The sequence below is a fragment of the Pseudomonas sp. UBA6276 genome (assembly GCF_002438365.1).
Taxonomy (GTDB): Bacteria; Pseudomonadota; Gammaproteobacteria; order Pseudomonadales; family Pseudomonadaceae; genus Aquipseudomonas; species Aquipseudomonas coleopterorum.
Window position 1 is genome coordinate 1 of record NZ_DJUS01000059.1, and the last position, 18,720, is coordinate 18,720.

Consider the following 18,720-nt stretch of genomic DNA (forward strand, 5'->3'; position numbering starts at 1 on the left):
CCAGCCGCTCTCCCGCACCCAAGCGCAACGCCTACAAGCTGGCGGCGATCGGTACTTCCACCGGCGGGCCAGTGGCCCTGCAGCGTGTGCTCACCCAACTGCCTGCGCATTTTCCAACGCCCATCGTGCTGGTCCAGCACATGCCGGCCGCGTTCACTCGCGCCTTCGCCGAGCGGCTGGACAAACTGTGCCGGATTACCGTCAAGGAAGCCGAAGACGGTGACGTGTTGCGTCCCGGGCTGGCCTTGCTGGCGCCCGGCGGCAAGCAGATGATGATCGACGGCCGTGGCGCGGTGAAGATCCTTCCGGGTGACGAGCGGCTGAACTACAAACCGTGCGTGGACATCACCTTCGGCTCGGCAGCCAAGTCCTACGGCGACAAGGTGTTGGCGGTGGTACTCACCGGCATGGGCGCCGACGGGCGAGAGGGCGCGCGTCTGCTCAAGCAGGGCGGCAGTCAGATCTGGGCCCAGGACGAAGCCAGTTGCGTCATCTATGGCATGCCCATGGCCATCGTCAAGGCCGGCCTGGCCGACGCCGTCTACAGCCTCGACGACATCGGTCGGCACCTGGTCGAGGCGTGCGGCTGATGGATGTCTTGAGCCTGATCGGGATCATCCTCGCGTTCGTCGCCATCATTGGTGGTAACTTTCTCGAAGGCGGCCATCTGTCGGCTCTGCTCAACGGTCCGGCGGCGCTGATCGTGGTTGGGGGAACATTGGCTGCGGCGCTGATCCAGTCGCCCCTGAGCGCGTTCAAGCGGGCCTTGCACAATGTCCGCTGGATCCTCGTTCCGCCCCGGATCGACATGGCCGGCGGTATCGATCGCGTCGTGAACTGGAGCCTGGTCTCGCGCAAGGAAGGCTTGCTGGGCCTCGAAGCCAGCGCCGAAGCCGAGCCCGACGACTATGCCCGCAAGGGCTTGCAGCTGCTGGTCGATGGCGCCGAACCGGCAACCATCCGCAGCATTCTCGAAGTCGATCTGTACAACCGCGAAACCCGCGATCTGCAAGCGGCCAAAGTGTTCGAAAGCATGGGTGGCTATGCACCTACCATTGGCATCATCGGCGCGGTCATGGGGCTGATCCATGTCATGGGCAACCTGGCCGATCCCAGCCAGCTGGGCAATGGTATCGCCGTGGCGTTCGTGGCGACCATTTATGGCGTGGCCAGCGCCAACCTGCTGCTGTTGCCGGTGGCTCACAAGCTCAAGGCATTGGCCCAGCGTCAGGCGGCCTATCGGGAAATGCTGCTCGAAGGGCTGCTATCCATCGCCGAGGGCGAGAACCCGCGCTCCATCGAAATGAAGCTGCAAGGCTACCTCGACTAGGAGAGCAAGCCATGGCCCGTCGTCGTCGCGTTGAAGAGCCGGAGAATCATGAGCGTTGGCTGGTGTCCTACGCCGATTTCATCACCTTGCTGTTTGCGTTCTTCGTGGTGATGTATTCGATCTCGTCGATCAACGAAGGCAAGTACAAGGTGCTCTCGCAAGCGCTGGTCGGGGTCTTCAACGACCCGGACCGCAGCCCGCGGCCAATCCCTATCGGCGAGGAGCGACCCTTGACGACCCGCCCGGCGCAGCCGTTGGTGACCGACAGCGAGCAGTCGGAAGCGGCCATCGGCGAGGCGGCCGATCCACTGCAGACCATCGCAAACGATGTGCGTCAGGCATTCGGCGACCTGATCGCCTCGGATCAATTGACGGTCCGGGGCAACGAGCTGTGGATCGAGATCGAGCTCAAGTCCAGCCTGCTGTTCGGCAGCGGCGATGCGATGCCCAGCGACATGGCGTTTTCGATCATCGACAAGGTCGCGACCATTCTCAAGCCTTTCGACAACCCGGTGCATGTCGAGGGATTCACCGACAACCAGCCCATCAGCACGGCGCAGTACCCGACCAACTGGGAGCTGTCGACCGCACGGGCGGCGAGTATCGTGCGCATGATGGCCTTGGAGGGGATCGACCCACGGCGCATGGCTGCGGTGGGCTATGGCGAGTTCCAGCCGGTGGCCGACAATGCCACCGCCGATGGGCGAGGGCGCAACCGTCGAGTGGTGCTGGTCATTTCACGCAACCTGGACGTACGTCGCAGCATCACCAGTTCCGGCAGTGCCAATGCGCAGCCGGATGCGGCGTTGCGTCGTGCTGGCACACAAACTGCACTGACGCCGCTAAACGCGCCGTCGGCGGCTGGCTCTGTCAAAAGTCCGCCGCCCGGCCCATAAATGAAGCATCACTGTCTCGGTGGCTGTTGACCGAGGGGAAACCACCATCATGAGAGTCTGGGCAGTAGCCAATCAAAAAGGCGGGGTCGGCAAGACCACGACCTCGATCGCCTTGGCGGGTTTGCTGGCCGAGGCAGGCAAGCGCGTGGTCGTGGTCGATCTCGATCCACACGGCTCGATGACCAGTTATTTCGGGCACAATCCGGACGAGCTGGCGCACAGCTGTTTCGATCTGTTCCTGCACAAGGGCGCGGTGCCCGCAGGCCTCGCTCACCAGTTGCTGCTGCCGACCAGTGAAACCAACGTATCGCTGCTGCCGTCGAGTACCGCACTGGCCACGCTGGAGCGGCAACAGCCAGGGCAGAGCGGGCTTGGCCTGGTGATCGCCAAGACGCTGGCGCAACTGTGGCAGGATTTCGACTACGCCGTGATCGACAGCCCACCGTTGCTGGGTGTGCTCATGGTCAACGCCTTGGCGGCCAGCCAGCAGTTGGTGATTCCGGTACAGACCGAGCATCTGGCAGTCAAGGGCCTGGAACGCATGGTCAGCACCTTGACCATGATCAACCGTTCGCGGCGCCAGGCGTTGCCGTACAGCATCATCCCGACTCTGTTCGACCGTCGTACCCAGGCATCGCTGAGCACCCTGCGCACCCTGCGCGACGATTACCCGCAACATCTGTGGCCGGGCTACATCCCGGTCGACACCCGTCTGCGCGATGCCAGCCGGGCCGGACAGACACCCTCGCGCTTCGACGGCAAGAGCCGCGGCGTGGTCGCCTACCGTGCCTTGCTCAAGCACTTGCTGGCTCAACAACTTGTCGCGCAGGTAGCCTGATGAACCGTCCCGTCGATATTGCCCAGCGGCCGCAGGTGGCCTTGCAGTCCTATCTGGACAGCCTGTTGCACGAAGCCACCGAAGCACTCGAACCGGAACCCAGCCTGGACCGGCTCGACGAATTCCAGGCCGCCGTGCTCGAGGAGCAGGCGCGCGACGCCCTCAGTCTGCAGTCGACGCCAGCTCCAGCCGTCGAACCGGTACCGGTACCGGAACCAGAACCAGTGCCATTGCAGTCAGCGCCAATACCCATGCCGGTCGCCGATCCGTTGTCCACCGCCGAGCCCGAACGCGTCTCGCCCGTGGCCGACGTCCATCTGCCGACTGCCACCACACGGCCGTTGCTGGCAGCGGTCGATGGCCGTCCCACTTGGGCGGCCGAGCCGTTCGAGTGCCTGCTGTTCGACGTGGCCGGGTTGACCCTGGCGGTACCGCTGGTGTGCCTGGGCTCGATCTACGCCTTGGCCGGTCAGACCCTGACGCCGTTGTTCGGCCAGCCTGACTGGTTTCTCGGCATCCTGCCCAGCAACAGCGGCAACCTGAAGGTGCTCGACACCGCGCGCTGGGTCATGCCCGATCGCTACCGCGATGACTTTCGCGAAGGCTTGCAGTACGTCATTTCGGTGCAGGGCTACGAGTGGGGCCTGGCCGTGCATCAGGTCAGTCGCTCGCTGCGCCTGGACCCCAGCGAGATCAAGTGGCGCGGCCAGCGTGGCCAGCGCCCATGGCTGGCAGGAACGGTCATCGAACATATGTGCGCGCTGCTGGACGTCGCCGAGCTGGCGGAACTGATCGCCAGTGGCGGTGCGCGGCATCTGCGCGCGGTCGATTCGGCGCCGGGCAAGCCTGCCACCAGCAGCACCAACACGGTCATAAAGCATTGAATGAACACGCCGCCGTCAAGGCATTTGAGGGGTTAGTAGCATGAAGAAGTCGTCTGCCCAAGGTTCCGAAGATCCGATTCTGCAATGGGTCACCTTCCGTCTGGACAATGAAACCTACGGCATCAATGTGATGCAGGTGCAGGAGGTGTTGCGCTACACCGAAATCGCGCCGGTGCCCGGTGCACCCAGCTACGTGCTGGGCATCATCAACCTGCGTGGCAACGTGGTCACGGTGATCGATACGCGCCAGCGGTTCGGTTTGCAGTCCAGCGATGTGAGCGACAATACGCGCATCGTCATCATCGAGGCCGACAAGCAAGTCGTGGGGATTCTGGTCGACAGCGTCGCCGAGGTCGTCTACCTGCGCCAGTCCGAAGTCGAGACCGCGCCCAACGTCGGTAACGACGAGTCGGCCAAGTTCATCCAGGGCGTGTGCAACAAGAACGGCGAGTTGCTGATTCTGGTAGAGCTGGACAAGATGATGTCCGAAGAAGAGTGGTCCGAGCTGGAGAATATCTGAGTGATCTTCGAGGTCGCGGTAGTCCTGCTGGCAGTGCTGTGGGTCGGAACGGTGTCATTGTTTCTGTCCTATCAGAAAAGCCAGCGCCTGTTGGCCGCCGAGCAGGCGGCCGGCGACGCGCTGCGTGATCAGCGGCTGCGCGAGCTGACCAAGCGCCTGGATGACTACCAAAACCTCAACGTGCGTCTGGGCGAAGCGCTGCACGAACTGCGCGCGGTGGTCGGACCGCTGCCCGAGAAGCTGGCGCAACTCGAGCAACGCGACCCGGGCAGCTTGTCGTTTGCCCAAGCTGGCAAGTTGGTGGCCATGGGCGCCTCGGTGGATGAGCTGACCCAGGCTTGCGGCCTGACCCAGGCCGAGGCCGAACTCATGAGCAAGCTGCACCGCGGTTGATTCGGTCCCGGCCATCCCCCAGCCCAGTGCAATCGCGGTGTGCTCGCAGCGCTTCTATCAGGTAGAGGCCCAGCTCAGGCTGCCGCGTACCATCCCGATGGACTCCAACGGCAGGCACTGCCTGAACGCCTCGCCGATGGCGGATTTTTCCGCGATCAGATGCCCATTCACGGTCGGACACACGGCAAAGTTGCGCAGCTGCGCCAAGACCTTCAGGTACGGTAGGCGTGTCTGGATGATGTCGTTCAACACCCGGGGGCCGGTCATGTAGCTCAGCCGTCGAGCATGTTGGGCAAAGGCCTGCGGGTCGGCCTCCCGGTCCGGGCGGCTGTGATAGAAATCCTGGTTGGCTTGGTACCGTGCGTGGATCTCGTCACTGATTGCATCCAGCGTCGGATTGCCGGCATGGCTGCCGATGAAGCTGTTGTTGAATTCATGGCGCATGCCCATCAGTTCATTGGACACGGGCGTGGACAGCACCAGGCTTTCGGGTGTCGCCAACAACCGTGCTTCGTCGAGATGTACGGCGGGCGCACCGAAAGCAACGCCTTCGTATTCGGCCCGCTGGCCCGGCCGCAGCAGGTTGTCATCCACATCCATGTACACGCCGCCTTCGGCCTGCAGCAGGCGATAACGCAACACGTCGCAGGCCGACGCATAGTTGGTGGCCACGCCGCCGTTGCCGTCGAGTGCGGCCTGGTATTGGGCGAAGTATTGGCTGTCGGCGAACTGGGTATAGAACGGCTGCTGTTCCAGCGCGAGGATCTTCAGGCCCGGGGCGTGGCGGGCCAGTCGTTCGACATTCTGCGCGTAGACCTGCGGGTTTGTCTGGGTCAGGTACAGCTGGTAGTCATAGGCAGAGTTTTTGACGATGGCCGCGTTGTTACCCAGGTTTTCCAGGATTTCAGGTCCGATAAGCTTGTTGCCTACCCATACGCAGGAAATCTTCTTCGGAATCGGCGTGCCACCTTCAGGTTTCAGATCGCTGAGATTGACGGGCAGTTTCAGGTCCACACCGAGGGCCAGCAGGGTGTCTTCTCGCTGCTTCAGGCTGGCAGTGGCTGGCGCTGCCACGTCCACCATCTGGCGACCCTGTGCTGGCGCCTGAAGATGACGTAGCTCCACGTCGTTCAAGCCCGAACGCGGTACGAAGGTGTTGGTTTCCACATCCCAGGCCAGTGAGGTGAGGTAGCCATCCACCTGGCTTTCCAGAACGTCGTAGCCCCCGTCGTATTTGGGCAGGCGGATGACCGCTTCGCCGATTCGAGGGTCGCCTCCGGGCAGCGGCTCGACATGGGAGGGTAATGAAAAGAACGCTTTCAGCTCGTCTGCCGACAAGACCGGCAGGCGCGGCGGTGCGGTGGGGCTCAAGGGGTAGCCGATCTGACCGTTGATTTTGCGTGGCGGCACGAAATCCTGCGGCTCGTAGGCCGGCACCATGGCGGGATCTTCGAAGCGAAAGATCGACGCCTTGAGCGTCGCCATGTGCAACATCGGCAACGCATTGAGCAGACCATAGACCTGGCCTTCGGCGCCCTCCACGCGCTGCTCCAGGGTTTTGGCCTGTATCGTGGCGTCCAGCGCCAGCCCGAACTGCGCGAACCCTCCCACCGCGAACAGCGGCGCGAGTTCCGGCACGATGCAGGCCAGCGGCGCCAGTGTGTTGATGGCCGAACTCAAGTAGTGCCGCCACTGTGCTTTTTCCACGTCGCGATCACGGGTGATGATGAAGTCGGCGTCCTGATAGCAGCGCTTCTGCTGACGCTTGGTCAGCGCGGTGAAGACATCGCCGGTAATCGCAGGACTGTGTTTGTCGGGCTTGTAGTTGATGGTGGACTGCGGATGCCAGACGCCGCTGGTGGCGAAACCGGCGTGGCTGTCAGGCAGGCGATCAGCGTCAGGGTAGTGCCCCAGTCCGCGCAGAGCCGTGGCCAAACCGCTGAAGCTCAGGCCGTCGTCCACATCGCGTGGCGCGAAATGGGCCTGCAAGGCCTCACGTTTGGCGGCATCCCGGCACTGCTCGGCGATCCACACCTTCATGCAGGGCTCGTCGACGAACTCGTGAAACGGCGCGCTATTGCCGGGGATGTACAGCACGGTCAGGCCGGTGTGCGCATTGCTCATGCACAGAATATCCGTGGCCGGATAGCCATAGATGTTCAGCGGCGCCACGCGCATGACCGAGCGAGTCTGCGCCGTTCGGCCGTAATCCGACCAGCGTGGCGGGGGCACCAGGCCTGCGACTTGCCAGGTCAGCCGCTGGCCGGCAGCCGACAGGCTGCCTTGCATGGCCTGACGGTTGCTCGCGGCCATGAAACCCAGCAAAGCTGCCTTGCGATAGGCCTGGAAATGTTCGCGCCAGAAAGCATCCAGTGTCTGTTTGTAGGGCGTGTGAAAGTCCTGCTCCCAGATGAATGCCTGCAAGCTTTCGGCGGGCAGGTTCAGGCGATTGTCGGCGTCGTACCGCATTGGATGGGTACGTCGGTACAGGCCGTTGAACACTTGGTAATCCTGACCGTATTGCGGTGCAGCGCGGCTGTGCAGTCTATCGGTGATCAGCAGTGGCGTTGGCGGTGGGTGTCCAGCCCAGGGTGAATGCAGGAGGGCGCCGAAGAGGTTGTTGGTCGATTCGCCTTGCCAGTTTTCGATCAGTGCCTGGCTCAGGGACAGTTGCTGGACCACGACGGCCTGCCAGATACCCCGATGCTGCTGGTAGTGCAGCGTGACAACGTCGATCTGGTCGGGATCCAGGATCATGCCGCAGCGTTTGGCCCACTGGGTCAGGGCTGCGGCAGCGCAATGGTCGGGCCGCGGCAGTTCGGGTGCGAGCGCGCGTGCGAAGGCAACGGCGTGGGCATTGATAGCGGGAGTGTTGGCGTGCATGAAAGGCTCCAAGGCCTGCTGTAGAGGCCTTGGAGGGTGGCGTTATGGACGACCGCGAGCGCGGTGATTATGTAGGGGAGGTATCAATCAGGTGTGCGCCCAGCTCAAATTGCTGCCGACCTGGGAAAACCGGTTCAGCGGGGTCAGTGCCTGATAGGCTTCGCGGAACCCGGACCAGTCGAGCACACCCGTGTTGTCCCTTATCGGCAGTGCCGAGATATTCCACACTTCGCGAAACTGCGCCAGCTCGAGTAGCCGGTGAGTAATGGCGTCGTTTAGCGCGCCGGGGCCGCTGATATGGTTCAAGTCGATGGCATAGCGATGGAAACCCTCCAGATCCTGGCGCGGATCCGGACGGCTGTCATAGAAATCCGGTTGTGCCTCGAAGCGTTCCAGCATGGTGTCCGATATCGCATTCAAGGTCGGGTTGCCTGCGTGGCTGCCGATCATGCTGTTGCCATACTGGATGTTCATGCCCAGGGTTTCGTTTGACATCGGCACGGACAGAATCAAGCCTCTGTTCGAGGTCTGCAGGGGCACCGCGTCGATGGACTCGGCGGGCTGCCCGAGCGGCGTTCGCTGCCCAGGCCGCAGAATGCTGTCATCCATGTCCATGTACAGCCCGCCTTCGCTGTAAAGCACTCGATAACGCAGCACATCCGATGCCGACGCGAAATTGGTACCCACGCCGCCATTGCCGTCGATGGCAGCCTTGTATTGACGGTAGTAGCGGCTTTGTTTGAACTCAGCATAGAGCGGCTGAGATTCAAGCGGCAGGACCTGCATGGACGGCGCGTGCTGGGCCAGTAACTCGACATTGCGCGCATAGACCTCGGGCGAGGCCGTGGAGAGGTATATGCGATACGCGTAATCGCTTTCGCGCAACAAGGCCGCATTGCGCCCTACATTCTCCAGGAGCGGCTGACTGATCACCTTGTCGCCCACCCAGATGCAGGAGATCTGCTTGGGAATGGGTTTCATCGCCGGCGGCCGCAACTCGCCAAGACTCATGGGCAATATCAAATCGACCCCCAGGCCCTGCAGGGTCTCCATGCGCTGGGCATCGGTGACCGGGCGGTCGACGTCCTTCAGGCGCGTCAGTGACCGTTCACCGGGCCGCGGTGCGATGTAGTAGGGTGGTTCGATCTCGTTGAGGTCCGAGCTGTGGACGAAGGCGTTATATTCGATGTCGTAATGGACGTCGGCCACATAGCCACCGATTTCGCATTCCAGAACATCTTTTTTGCCACTGTAGCTTGGCACTCTGATCACTGCATCGGCGATGTCTCGAGGCGCTTCGGCGACGGGTGCCACGGCGGTGGGCAGGCTGAAGGCCTCCTCCAGAATCGGTTCGATCGGTGGAAGGTGTGGCGGCTGGACCGGGCTCAAGGGGTAGCCGATCTGACCATTGATGCGTGCCGGGATGACGAACTCGGGTCGCTTGAAACGGAAGATGGCCGGCCGTTCCGGGATCTGCACGTGCAGCAGGGGCGTCGCGTTGAGCAGGCCCCAGATGGCATCGTCCGCGCCTGCTGCGCGCTGCTCCAGGGTTTTGCCGTTGATCGCCCGATCCAGACCCAGGCCCAGTTGAACGATGCCGCCCAGGGCAAAGATCGGCGCCAGTTCCGGCACCACCATCGCAATCGGTGCCAGGGTGTTGATTGCCGAGGTGAAATAACCGCGCCATTTTTCCTTGGTCACCGAGCTGTCGGTGTTGATGATGAACTCGGCATCCTGCTCGCTGCGCTTCTTCTGATGGCGAGCCATGGCCATGAACAGGTCGCCTTCGATGGGCGGGCTGTATTTGCTGGTCCGGTAATTGACCGTGTCGTGCGGCACCCACAGGCCGCTGGTGGCGAAACCGGGATGCTTGTCAGGATCGAAATGGTGATAGCCGGGGTACAGGCCCAGCCCCGTCAGCGCGGTATTGAGTCCGCTGAAGCCCAGCGTATCGGCCTCGTCACCGGGTGGAAAATGGTCTTCCAGCGCTTGACGGGTACGCGGATGCCAGCACTGCTCGGCCACCCAGCGTGCCATCGACGATTCGTCGGTGAACTCGTGGAACGGCGCGCTGTTGCCAGGGATGTAAAGCAGGGTCAGCCCCGTCTCGTTGTTCTTCAGGCACAACAGGTTGGTGGCGACATAACCGTAGATGTTCAGACAGGCGACGTGTACGCCATGTGGACGCGGCAGCAGGCCGGCGACCTGCCAGGCCAGGACGCGGCCGGCATCGGAGAGGCTGGCTTCGCTGATCTGCATGTTGCAGGCAGCGATGAAATTGACCTTGGCCGCATCGCGGTACGCCTGCAGCCCGTCTTTCCAGTAGGTCTTAAGCATCTGCTTGTAGGGTTTGTGGAAGTCCAGGTGCCAGATGAAGCTTTGAAACGCCTCGGCGCCCAGCCGCACATGGTGCGCCGCGTCATAGCTTGCCGGGCTGACCTGCCGATAGAGGCCGTTGTACACCAGGTACTCGGCGCTGTTGTCGAACAGGCTGTGTTCGTCCAGGTGGTCGACCAGGGTGATCGGATAAGGCGGTGGATGGCCCGCCCAGGCCTCGTGCAGCGCAGCGCCGATCAGGTTGTTGTCCGACTCGCCCTGCCAGTTGGACAACAGTGCCTGAGTCAGGGTGAGCTTTTGCACGACACGGGCGATGCAGCGTTGCCCCTTGATTTGATAGTGCAGGGTAACGGCATCGACGTTGTCCGGGTTCAGGTCCAGGCCTTGCTTCAAGGCCCACGCGCGCACCGCATCGGCGGCGGCGCGGTCGGGCCGGGGGTAATCCTTGAGGGAGTCGCGGACGGTTTGAACGCCTTGCGCGCTGATGAATCGGGAAGTCATGGCGGTATTCCTCTGTAGGCACGGAAAGTCGTGCCAGGCCATGATTCGGTTGGCGCAGCCAAGGGACGTGGTAACTATGTAGGGCAGCGGCTGCCGGTGTGGCCGGGGAACCGGTCTCGGGAGGGCCTCGGAGACGCCGGACGCAGGCTTGGTCCAAAGCCTTGGGAAAGCCCCAAGGCCCAGGTGCTACGGGGCCTTGGGGGTGATGTCGCGCTCGCTCGGCGCGGGCGCAAGCTCGAACCCGGCAGGGGTCTTGCCCTGCAGGTGCCAGGCGAAGGCGATGATCTCTGCGATGGTCAGATACAACTCGTGGGGGATGCTGTCGCCCAGTTCCATGCGTGCGAGCATCTTCACCAGCTCGGCATTTTCGTAAACCGGCACTTCATAGTCGCGGGCCATCGCCAGGATCGCTTCGGCCAGCTCATCGTCGCCCTTGGCGGTAAGGGTAGGGGCCTTCTGGCCGTCGTAGCGCAGGGCGATGGCTTGGCGCGGGGCTCGTTCGCTCATGCGGTTTCATCCACCCAGCGTTGCTCCAGTCGCGTCCGTGCACCTTGCGGTGCGCTGCCTTGATGGCATTGCAGATCAGCCACGTTCAAGCCGGTGGCTTGCAGGCGCTGGCGCAAATTGTCCAGTTGGTTCTCGATCAGCAGGGCGGTAGCCGGACGCTGTGCCCACAGTTGGCTGGACAGGCTGCCGTGGGCCAGTTGCGCCTGCACCTGGAGCGGGCCCAGTGCGTCCAGATCGAAGGCCAGGTCCAGCCGCCAGATCTTTTCCTGGGCGGGCCTGGGCTCGTTCTTGTCAGGGGGTTGCTGGTCCGGTGGCGGGTCTTCGCGTTGCACCTTGACCTGCAGCGGGATGAAGTCGTGCAGATGGCGCATGGGAATTTCCAGTTGCCAGGTGGTCTGCGTGGCCCCATCGGGGGTGCGCCCGGTTTGCTCCAGACCGGCGAGCTGATGGCTCTGCAGCCGCGCCACCGCTGCACCGGCCAGGCGCAGCAGGTGTTCGAGGTCGTCTTCGCCTTCGCCTTTCTGCGCGGTACGGGCGGGCAGGGGGAAGCTCACCGGCACGGTCTTTTCGCTGACCTGCCCCCAGGCATTCAGGGCATTGCGCACCCGGCCCGGCAAGACCTGAGCGAGGACATTGGCCGCCACCGCCGGTTGTGCCGCCGGATTGGGCAGCGCGCCCGGCGCGATCTGCGCCATCAGGCGCAGCAGCGCCGACTTGAGATCGGGGGCCGGTTGTCCGTTGAGCAGATTGGCTTCCAGAAACGCGCCGCTGGCGACCACGGCCTGGGCGACGGTTTTCGGATCGGCCATCTGCTGCACCTCCGGCAGGCTGGCCAACAGGCGTTCCAGGCCGGCGCGGGTCGGCGGCGCCAGGTCGGGGTTCTGGCTCAGGTTCTGCACCAGGCTCAGCAGGCTGTCGAGCGAACCCTGCCGGGCTTGCTGGGCCCCCAGTTGCTGGGCCACGGCCAACTGGTCCATGCGCCCGCTCAAGGGCACGAAATTCAGGCTCTGGTCACTCATCACCTGGGCGCTGAGCAGACTGCCCAGGCGCAGTGGCTGGGGGCTCTCGATGGCCAGAATGTTGCCGGCCTGGGCCGTATTGAGCAAGGTCACCATCGCTTTGTACACCGCCGGTTGCCCGGCGATCTGCGGCAGCATCTGGCTGCTGCTGACCTTGCCCTGCAACAGCGTACCGACCGGCAGGGCCTGGGTGTCTATGCGTGTCAGGGGCACCGGTGCGCCATTGCCGCGTTCCTGGGTGGTGACCAACGCCGCGCCACCGGCCAGGTGCGAGACCAGCAATGCAGTGCCTTGGGGCACGGGCTGCAGGCTGCTGGCGGTGATCGTCGCCACGCCGCCGCCGGCCAGACTCAGGCGCAACAGCAACTGAAAGTCCTGCGCGCCGGCCTTGACCGACACCACTTCGGCATCGACCGTCTCGCCCAGGGCCAGCAGGCTGTCCAGGGGCTGGGTGATCTTCACCGTCTCGGTGTTCGACGCACTGACGCGCGCGGCACCGCTGGCGGTGGGAAGCGCGGCGAGGTTGCTGATCAGGTCAGGCATGATGAAACCTGTGTCGGTTACGCCCTTGGGCAGAGACTGCGCATGTATAATGCGCGGCCACGGCGGCCGGCTCTGCTACACAGCGCCATGGGAGTATAGCGGCCTTGCCCTGCGAAACTTGAGTGCGGCACGGTGCCGTAACCTGCGACCGAACCCGATGAGGCGGATTCTTGACCCCATACCTGCACGCCACCGATCTTGCCTGCGACCGCGATGGGCGCCTGCTGTTCGAGCATCTGCAGGTCCAGGTGGCCGCGGGCGACATGCTCCAGGTGTGCGGACCCAACGGCTGTGGCAAGACCAGTCTGCTGCGCGTGCTGGCCGGGCTGATGCAGCCCGCCGATGGGCAGGTCGTCTTTGCCAGCCCGGCGCTGCACGCGCAGCGCAGCGAGCGTGGCGGTCAGCTGCTGTGGATCGGCCATGCGACGGGTATCAAGGATGCCCTCAGCCCCGAGGAAAACCTCGCCTGGCTTTGTGCGCTGCATACGCCCGCCAGTCGAGAGCAGATCTGGACGGCCCTGTCGGCCATCGGTCTGCGCGGCTTCGAAGACGTGCCGTGCCGTATCCTTTCGGCGGGTCAGCAGCGCCGCGTGGCGTTGGCCCGTCTGTATCTGCCCGGCCCGCCGTTATGGATTCTCGACGAACCCTTCACCGCGCTCGATGCGCAGGCGGTCGAGCAGTTGGAGCAGCACCTGGTCGATCACTGCGAGCAAGGCGGCATGGTGGTGCTGACCACACACCATGTGCTGGGGCAGACGCCGAATCGCTACCGGCGACTGGAACTGGATGCGAGCGCGGCATGAGTGTCTTCGTCCTGTTGCTCAAGCGCGAGGCGCGACTGCTGTGTCGGCGACCCGCAGAGCTGGCCAATCCTCTGGTGTTTTTCGCCATCGTGGTTGCGCTGTTCCCGCTGGCCGTCGGACCGCAGATGCAGCTGCTGCAAAGTCTGTCCCCAGGCCTGGTGTGGGTGGCCGCGTTGCTGGCGATGCTGCTATCGCTCGACGGGTTGTTTCGCAGCGATCTGGAAGACGGCTCGCTCGAGCAATGGGTGCTGTCCGAACACCCATTGCCAGTGCTGGTGCTGGCCAAGGTGCTGGTGCACTGGGCGTTCTCCGGGCTGGCGCTGGTGCTGGTTTCACCGCTGCTGGCCCTGATGCTCGGCTTGCCTGAACGATGCCTGCCGGTGCTGCTGGCCTCGTTGCTGCTCGGCACGCCGGTGCTCAGCTTGCTGGGCGCGGTGGGGGCTGCGCTGACCGTCGGGCTCAAGCGCGGTGGTCTGTTGTTGGCCTTGCTGGCGTTGCCGCTGTACATCCCGGTGCTGATTCTGGGCACTGGCGCGCTGCAGGCGTCGTTGCAGCAGCTGCCGACCGCTGGCTACCTGTTGTGGCTGAGCAGCCTGACGGCACTGGCCGTGACCCTGGCGCCTTTCGCGATCGCGGCCGGGCTCAAGATCAGTGTCGGCGAATGAACGGACGAGGCCGGGTGTGCGACCGGCTCATGCTTTTGAATACGGGGTCATGAAGAACAAGGTGATGAACTGGACGTGGTTTCACAAGCTCGGCTCGCCCAAGGCGTTCCACGCCCTGAGCGGGCGGATACTGCCCTGGCTGGGCATGGCAGCGGCGTTGCTCATCGGTGCAGGTGTGGTGTGGGGCCTGGCCTTCGCTCCGCCGGATTACCAGCAGGGCAACAGCTTTCGCATCATCTACATCCACGTGCCTGCGGCCATGCTTGCCCAGTCCTGCTACGTGATGATGGCCCTGGCCGGTGTGGTCGGGTTGGTCTGGAAGATGAAGATCGCCGACGTCGCACTGCAATGCGCCGCCCCCGTGGGCGCCTGGATGACTGTGCTGGCGCTGGCCACCGGCGCCATCTGGGGCAAGCCGACCTGGGGCAGTTGGTGGGTGTGGGATGCGCGCCTGACGTCCATGCTGATCCTGCTGTTTCTGTACCTGGGGCTCATTGCCCTGGGCCAGGCCATCGGCAATCGCGAGAACGCGGCCAAGGCCTGCGCAGTGCTGGCCATCGTCGGCGTAATCAACATTCCGATCATCAAGTACTCGGTGCAGTGGTGGAACACCCTGCACCAGGGCGCCACCTTCAGCCTGACCGAAAAACCGGCGATGCCCGCGCAGATGTGGCTGCCGCTGTTGCTCACGGTCCTGGGTTTCTATTGTTTCTTCGGTGCGGTACTGCTGCTGCGCATGCGCCTGGAAGTGCTCCGGCGCGAGGCTCGCAGCCGCTGGGTTCAGGAATACCTGGCCGGTGAGCTGAAACCGAGGGTCGGCCCATGAGCTTCACTTCGTTCGCCGAGTTTCTGAGCATGGGCCGCCATGGCGTCTATGTCTGGTCGGCCTATGGCCTGTGCCTGCTGGTACTGATCGTCAACGTGGTCGGGCCGCTGCTGGCCCGGCGACGCTATCTGCAACAAGAGGCGCGACGCCTGCGCCGGGAGGGCCGACCGTGAAACCGCAACGGCGCAAACGCCTGACGCTGATCCTCGCCCTGGTGGCCGGCGTCGCCCTGGCCGTCGGACTGGCCCTTGGCGCATTGCAGCAGAACATCAACCTGTTCTACACGCCAACGCAGATCGCCAATGGCGAGGCGCCGACGGGCACGCGCATTCGCGCCGGTGGCATGGTCGAAAAGGGCTCGCTGCAACGCTCCGGCGACTCGCTGGATGTGCGCTTCGTGGTCACCGATTTTCAGCACAGCGTCACGATCACCTACCGTGGGATCCTTCCCGATCTGTTTCGCGAAGGGCAGGGCATCGTCGCTCTGGGCACCTTGAACGCCGACGGCGTCGTAGAGGCGGATGAGGTACTGGCCAAGCACGATGAAAAATACATGCCGCCGGAGGTCACCAAGGCCTTGAAGGATTCCGGCCGAATGGGAGCTTCACAATGATCGGTGCTCTGCTGGTGCCCGAGTTGGGCCACTTGGCGATGATCCTGGCGCTGTGTCTGGCCCTGGTTCAGGCCAGCGTGCCCTTGGTGGGCGCATGGCGCGGTGATCGACTGTGGATGAGCCTGGCACGGCCGGCTGCCTGGGGCCAGTTCACCTTCCTGGTATTGGCATTCGCCTGCCTGGCCGCGAGCTTTCTGAGCGACGATTTTTCCGTGCGCTACGTGGCCGAGAACTCCAACAGCGCATTGCCCTGGTATTACAAGTTCAGCGCCGTATGGGGTGCCCACGAAGGCTCCTTGCTGCTGTGGGCGCTGATCCTGGGCGGCTGGACCTTTGCCGTGTCGATCCGCTCGCGGCAGTTGCCCCAGGTCATGCTGGCGCGGGTGCTGGCAGTGATGGGCATGATCAGCGTTGGCTTCCTGTTGTTCCTGATCCTCACGTCCAACCCCTTCACCCGCGTGCTACCGCAGATTCCGGCCAACGGCCGCGACCTCAACCCGTTGCTGCAGGACATCGGTCTGATCGTCCATCCGCCGATGCTGTACATGGGCTACGTGGGTTTTTCGGTCGCCTTCGCCTTCGCCATCGCCGCGCTGCTGGGCGGCAAGCTGGACGCTGCCTGGGCCCGTTGGTCGCGCCCCTGGACCATGGTGGCCTGGAGCTTTCTGGGCATTGGCATCACCCTGGGTTCGTGGTGGGCGTACTACGAACTGGGCTGGGGCGGCTGGTGGTTCTGGGACCCGGTCGAGAACGCCAGCTTCATGCCGTGGCTGGCCGGTGCGGCGCTGATCCATTCCCAGGCGGTCACCGAGAAACGTGGCAGCTTCGCCAGCTGGACGCTGCTGCTGGCGATCGCCGCGTTCGCGCTGTCGCTGCTCGGCACCTTCCTGGTGCGCTCGGGCGTGCTGACCAGCGTGCATTCGTTCGCGGCCGACCCCTCGCGCGGCACCTTCATCCTGATCTTCCTGGCGCTGGTGATCGGCGGTGCGCTGCTGCTGTACGCGCTGCGGGCCGGCGCGCTGACCAGTGACGATCCGCGCCGCGGCTTCCTGCCGACCTCGCGCGAGACCCTGCTGCTGGCCAACAACCTGCTGCTCGCCGCCGCCTGCGGCATGGTGCTGCTCGGCACGCTGTACCCGCTGCTGGCCGATGCGCTGGGCTTGGGCAAGGTCTCGGTCGGCCCGCCCTACTTCGGTACGCTGTTCGTGGTGTTGATGGCGCCGCTGGTGGCGCTCCTGCCGTTCGGGCCGCTGGTCAACTGGCAGCGCGACCAGGCCTCGCGGCGGTTGGCGATGCTGGCACCGTGGGCGGGGCTGGCGCTGCTGCTGGGCGTGATCGCGTACTTCATGGCGCCGCAGGGCGCGTTGAAGACCGCTGCCGGCGTGACCGGTGCGGCCTGGGTGGCGTTGGGTACCGGGCGTTTCGTCTGGACCCGCCTGCGCGGCAACGGCAGGTTCACTGCCGAGATGGTCGGCATGCTGCTGGCCCATGGCGGCGTGGCCGTATTCCTGGCCGGCGCGCTGCTGGTGGAAGCGTTGAACGTGCAGCGCGAAGTCGCGCTCGCTCCCGGGCAATCGCTGGTGGTGGGTACCTATGAAGTGCGCTTCGAAGGCGTGGACCATCAGCAGGGGCCGAACTACGTCGCCGATCGCGGCCACCTGCGCGTGTTCCAGCATGACCGCCAGCTGGCCCTGCTGCATCCGGAAAAACGCCTGTACGCCAGTGGCGGGCAGGTGATGACCGAAGCCGGCATCCACGCTCGCCTCAACGGCGATGTTTACGTGGCACTCGGCGAGTCGCTGGGCAACAATGCATGGGCCGTGCGCGTGCACATCAAACCGTTCGTCCGCTGGATCTGGCTGGGCGCGCTGCTGATGGCACTGGGTGGCTTCGTCACCGCCGCCGACCGTCGTTTCCGCCGTCCCTAGGAGTTTCTCGTGTCCGATCCCCGCACTGCCTCCCGTCCGCTGCCGCCCGTGGCCATCGTCATCGGGGTGCTGTTCTTCTTCGGGCTGCTGGGGCTGATGATCTACGGGGTGATGAAATCCGGCGCGCCGGACCGCGACGTGCTGCCGTCGGCGCTGATCGGCAAGCCGGCACCGGCCTTCGAACTGCCGGTGCTGCACGACCCGCACATCAAGGTCAGCAGTACCGAGCTGCGTGGTGCGCCCTACGTGCTCAACGTGTGGGGCAGCTGGTGCGCGGCCTGCCGCGAGGAGCATCCGATCCTGACCAGGTTCGCCGAAACCAAACGCGTGCGCGTGATCGGCTACAACTGGAAGGACGAGCCGGCCGATGCGCTGCGCTGGCTGGAAAAACTGGGCAATCCGTTCGTGCTGGTACTGAGCGACATCGAAGGCCGTACCGCGATCGACTGGGGCGTCACTGCCGCGCCGGAGACCTTCCTGGTCGACGCCAGTGGCGTGGTGCGCTGGAAGTACAGCGGCGCGCTCAGCCAGCGCGTGATCGATACCCAGCTGATCCCGGAACTGGAAAAGGTGGAGCGTGCCCATGCCAATGCCCAGCCGCCGCTGCCCGCCTCGCCGTAAGCGCCTGGTCTGCCTGGGCGGTGTCGCGCTGATAGCGCTGACCCTGGCTGTGGCTGGGCCGGTGATGGCGCAGGCCGTCTCCGACCCGACCCCGCTGCAGTACCGCGATGCCGCCGAGGAAGCCCGCTTCCACGCACTCGCCGCCGAGCTGCGCTGCGTGCAGTGCCAGAACCAGTCACTGGCCGATTCCAATGCGCAGATCGCACATGACCTGCGCCGCGAAGTGCTGGTGCTGATGCAGCAGGGCAACAGCGATGCGCAGATCAAGCAGTTCCTGGTCGACCGCTATGGCGAGTTCGTGCTGTACCGGCCGCCGATGGAGGCGCGCAATGCGCTGCTATGGTTCGGCCCGCCGGTGGCGCTGCTGATCAGCGCGGGCGTGCTGATCTGGGTGGTGCGCCGTCGCAGCCGCGGGATCGAACCGATGGACAAGAGCGAGGAGCGCTGGTGAGTCTCTGGATGGCCCTGAGTGCCGCGGTCGTCGCCGCTGCCGTGGCGGCACTCGTGCTGTGGCCGCTGCGTGCCGGCGGCCAACGCCGCCCCTTCGTGATCGCGATGCTGGCCCTTGGGCTGGCCGGTGGCGCGCTGTACCTGCTGGTCGGCACGCCGGACG

General features: G+C 64.3%; 19 protein-coding genes. 15 read left to right on the top strand and 4 right to left on the bottom strand.

What is annotated here, in order from left to right; genetic code table 11:
- The 7 genes from B2V21_RS06840 to B2V21_RS06870 form a co-directional block, all read left to right on the top strand.
- Positions 1 to 590, top strand: a 590-nt coding sequence (locus B2V21_RS06840) for a chemotaxis protein CheB (RefSeq protein WP_286916413.1), incomplete at its 5' end; no start/stop codon positions are given.
- Positions 590 to 1,330, top strand: a complete 741-nt coding sequence (locus B2V21_RS06845; RefSeq protein ID WP_286916414.1) for a flagellar motor protein — start codon at positions 590 to 592, stop codon at positions 1,328 to 1,330. The genes B2V21_RS06840 and B2V21_RS06845, both read left to right, overlap by 1 nt.
- A gap of 11 nt (positions 1,331 to 1,341) precedes the next feature.
- Positions 1,342 to 2,226, top strand: coding sequence for a flagellar motor protein MotD (motD, locus tag B2V21_RS06850; protein WP_286916415.1), 885 nt, complete (start codon positions 1,342 to 1,344; stop codon positions 2,224 to 2,226).
- 49 nt (positions 2,227 to 2,275) lie between these two features.
- Complete coding sequence (locus B2V21_RS06855; RefSeq protein ID WP_282348539.1) at positions 2,276 to 3,064, top strand: ParA family protein; 789 nt, start codon at positions 2,276 to 2,278, stop codon at positions 3,062 to 3,064.
- Positions 3,064 to 3,948: a CheW domain-containing protein gene (locus tag B2V21_RS06860; protein WP_286916416.1), complete on the top strand. Its 885-nt coding sequence runs from the start codon at positions 3,064 to 3,066 to the stop codon at positions 3,946 to 3,948. The genes B2V21_RS06855 and B2V21_RS06860 overlap by 1 nt, the downstream gene beginning before the upstream one ends.
- A gap of 40 nt (positions 3,949 to 3,988) precedes the next feature.
- Entirely contained in the window at positions 3,989 to 4,468 is a 480-nt protein-coding gene (locus tag B2V21_RS06865) for a chemotaxis protein CheW (protein WP_049858774.1), read from the top strand.
- Entirely contained in the window at positions 4,469 to 4,861 is a 393-nt protein-coding gene (locus tag B2V21_RS06870) for a DUF2802 domain-containing protein (RefSeq protein ID WP_049858773.1), read from the top strand.
- 57 nt (positions 4,862 to 4,918) lie between these two features.
- On the opposite strand, the gene B2V21_RS06875 is transcribed toward B2V21_RS06870, so the two are convergent.
- The 4 genes from B2V21_RS06875 to B2V21_RS06890 all read right to left on the bottom strand — a co-directional run bounded on the left by B2V21_RS06875 (position 4,919) and on the right by B2V21_RS06890 (position 12,651).
- Positions 4,919 to 7,744, bottom strand: coding sequence for a dermonecrotic toxin domain-containing protein (locus tag B2V21_RS06875; RefSeq protein WP_286916417.1), 2,826 nt, complete (start codon positions 7,742 to 7,744; stop codon positions 4,919 to 4,921).
- Between the two features lie 87 nt (positions 7,745 to 7,831).
- Positions 7,832 to 10,582: a dermonecrotic toxin domain-containing protein gene (locus tag B2V21_RS06880; RefSeq protein ID WP_286916418.1), complete on the bottom strand. Its 2,751-nt coding sequence runs from the start codon at positions 10,580 to 10,582 to the stop codon at positions 7,832 to 7,834.
- A gap of 186 nt (positions 10,583 to 10,768) precedes the next feature.
- Positions 10,769 to 11,089 carry an EscU/YscU/HrcU family type III secretion system export apparatus switch protein gene (locus B2V21_RS06885; protein WP_049858770.1) on the bottom strand — a complete coding sequence of 107 codons (321 nt, stop codon included), beginning with the start codon at positions 11,087 to 11,089 and terminating at the stop codon, positions 10,769 to 10,771.
- Positions 11,086 to 12,651: a flagellar hook-length control protein FliK gene (locus B2V21_RS06890; protein WP_286916419.1), complete on the bottom strand. Its 1,566-nt coding sequence runs from the start codon at positions 12,649 to 12,651 to the stop codon at positions 11,086 to 11,088. Before B2V21_RS06890 ends, B2V21_RS06885 begins: the two co-directional genes overlap by 4 nt.
- Before the next feature lie 170 nt (positions 12,652 to 12,821).
- Here B2V21_RS06890 and ccmA point away from each other — a divergent pair, with 170 nt between their 5' ends.
- The 8 genes from ccmA to B2V21_RS06930 all read left to right on the top strand — a co-directional run bounded on the left by ccmA (position 12,822) and on the right by B2V21_RS06930 (position 18,558).
- Positions 12,822 to 13,454: a cytochrome c biogenesis heme-transporting ATPase CcmA gene (gene ccmA, locus B2V21_RS06895; protein ID WP_286916420.1), complete on the top strand. Its 633-nt coding sequence runs from the start codon at positions 12,822 to 12,824 to the stop codon at positions 13,452 to 13,454.
- Entirely contained in the window at positions 13,451 to 14,119 is a 669-nt protein-coding gene (ccmB, locus tag B2V21_RS06900) for a heme exporter protein CcmB (protein ID WP_286916421.1), read from the top strand. The genes ccmA and ccmB overlap by 4 nt, the downstream gene beginning before the upstream one ends.
- Before the next feature lie 61 nt (positions 14,120 to 14,180).
- Positions 14,181 to 14,945: a heme ABC transporter permease gene (locus tag B2V21_RS06905; RefSeq protein WP_286916424.1), complete on the top strand. Its 765-nt coding sequence runs from the start codon at positions 14,181 to 14,183 to the stop codon at positions 14,943 to 14,945.
- Complete coding sequence (ccmD, locus tag B2V21_RS06910; RefSeq protein WP_056843526.1) at positions 14,942 to 15,118, top strand: heme exporter protein CcmD; 177 nt, start codon at positions 14,942 to 14,944, stop codon at positions 15,116 to 15,118. The genes B2V21_RS06905 and ccmD overlap by 4 nt, the downstream gene beginning before the upstream one ends.
- Positions 15,115 to 15,558 carry a cytochrome c maturation protein CcmE gene (gene ccmE / locus B2V21_RS06915; RefSeq protein WP_282348532.1) on the top strand — a complete coding sequence of 148 codons (444 nt, stop codon included), beginning with the start codon at positions 15,115 to 15,117 and terminating at the stop codon, positions 15,556 to 15,558. The genes ccmD and ccmE overlap by 4 nt, the downstream gene beginning before the upstream one ends.
- An 11-nt stretch (positions 15,559 to 15,569) precedes the next feature.
- Positions 15,570 to 17,486 carry a heme lyase CcmF/NrfE family subunit gene (locus tag B2V21_RS06920; protein WP_286916425.1) on the top strand — a complete coding sequence of 639 codons (1,917 nt, stop codon included), beginning with the start codon at positions 15,570 to 15,572 and terminating at the stop codon, positions 17,484 to 17,486.
- 9 nt (positions 17,487 to 17,495) lie between these two features.
- Positions 17,496 to 18,107: a DsbE family thiol:disulfide interchange protein gene (locus tag B2V21_RS06925; protein ID WP_286916422.1), complete on the top strand. Its 612-nt coding sequence runs from the start codon at positions 17,496 to 17,498 to the stop codon at positions 18,105 to 18,107.
- Complete coding sequence (locus B2V21_RS06930) at positions 18,070 to 18,558, top strand: cytochrome c-type biogenesis protein (RefSeq protein WP_286916423.1); 489 nt, start codon at positions 18,070 to 18,072, stop codon at positions 18,556 to 18,558. Before B2V21_RS06925 ends, B2V21_RS06930 begins: the two co-directional genes overlap by 38 nt.
- The last annotated feature ends 162 nt before the right edge of the window (positions 18,559 to 18,720 follow it).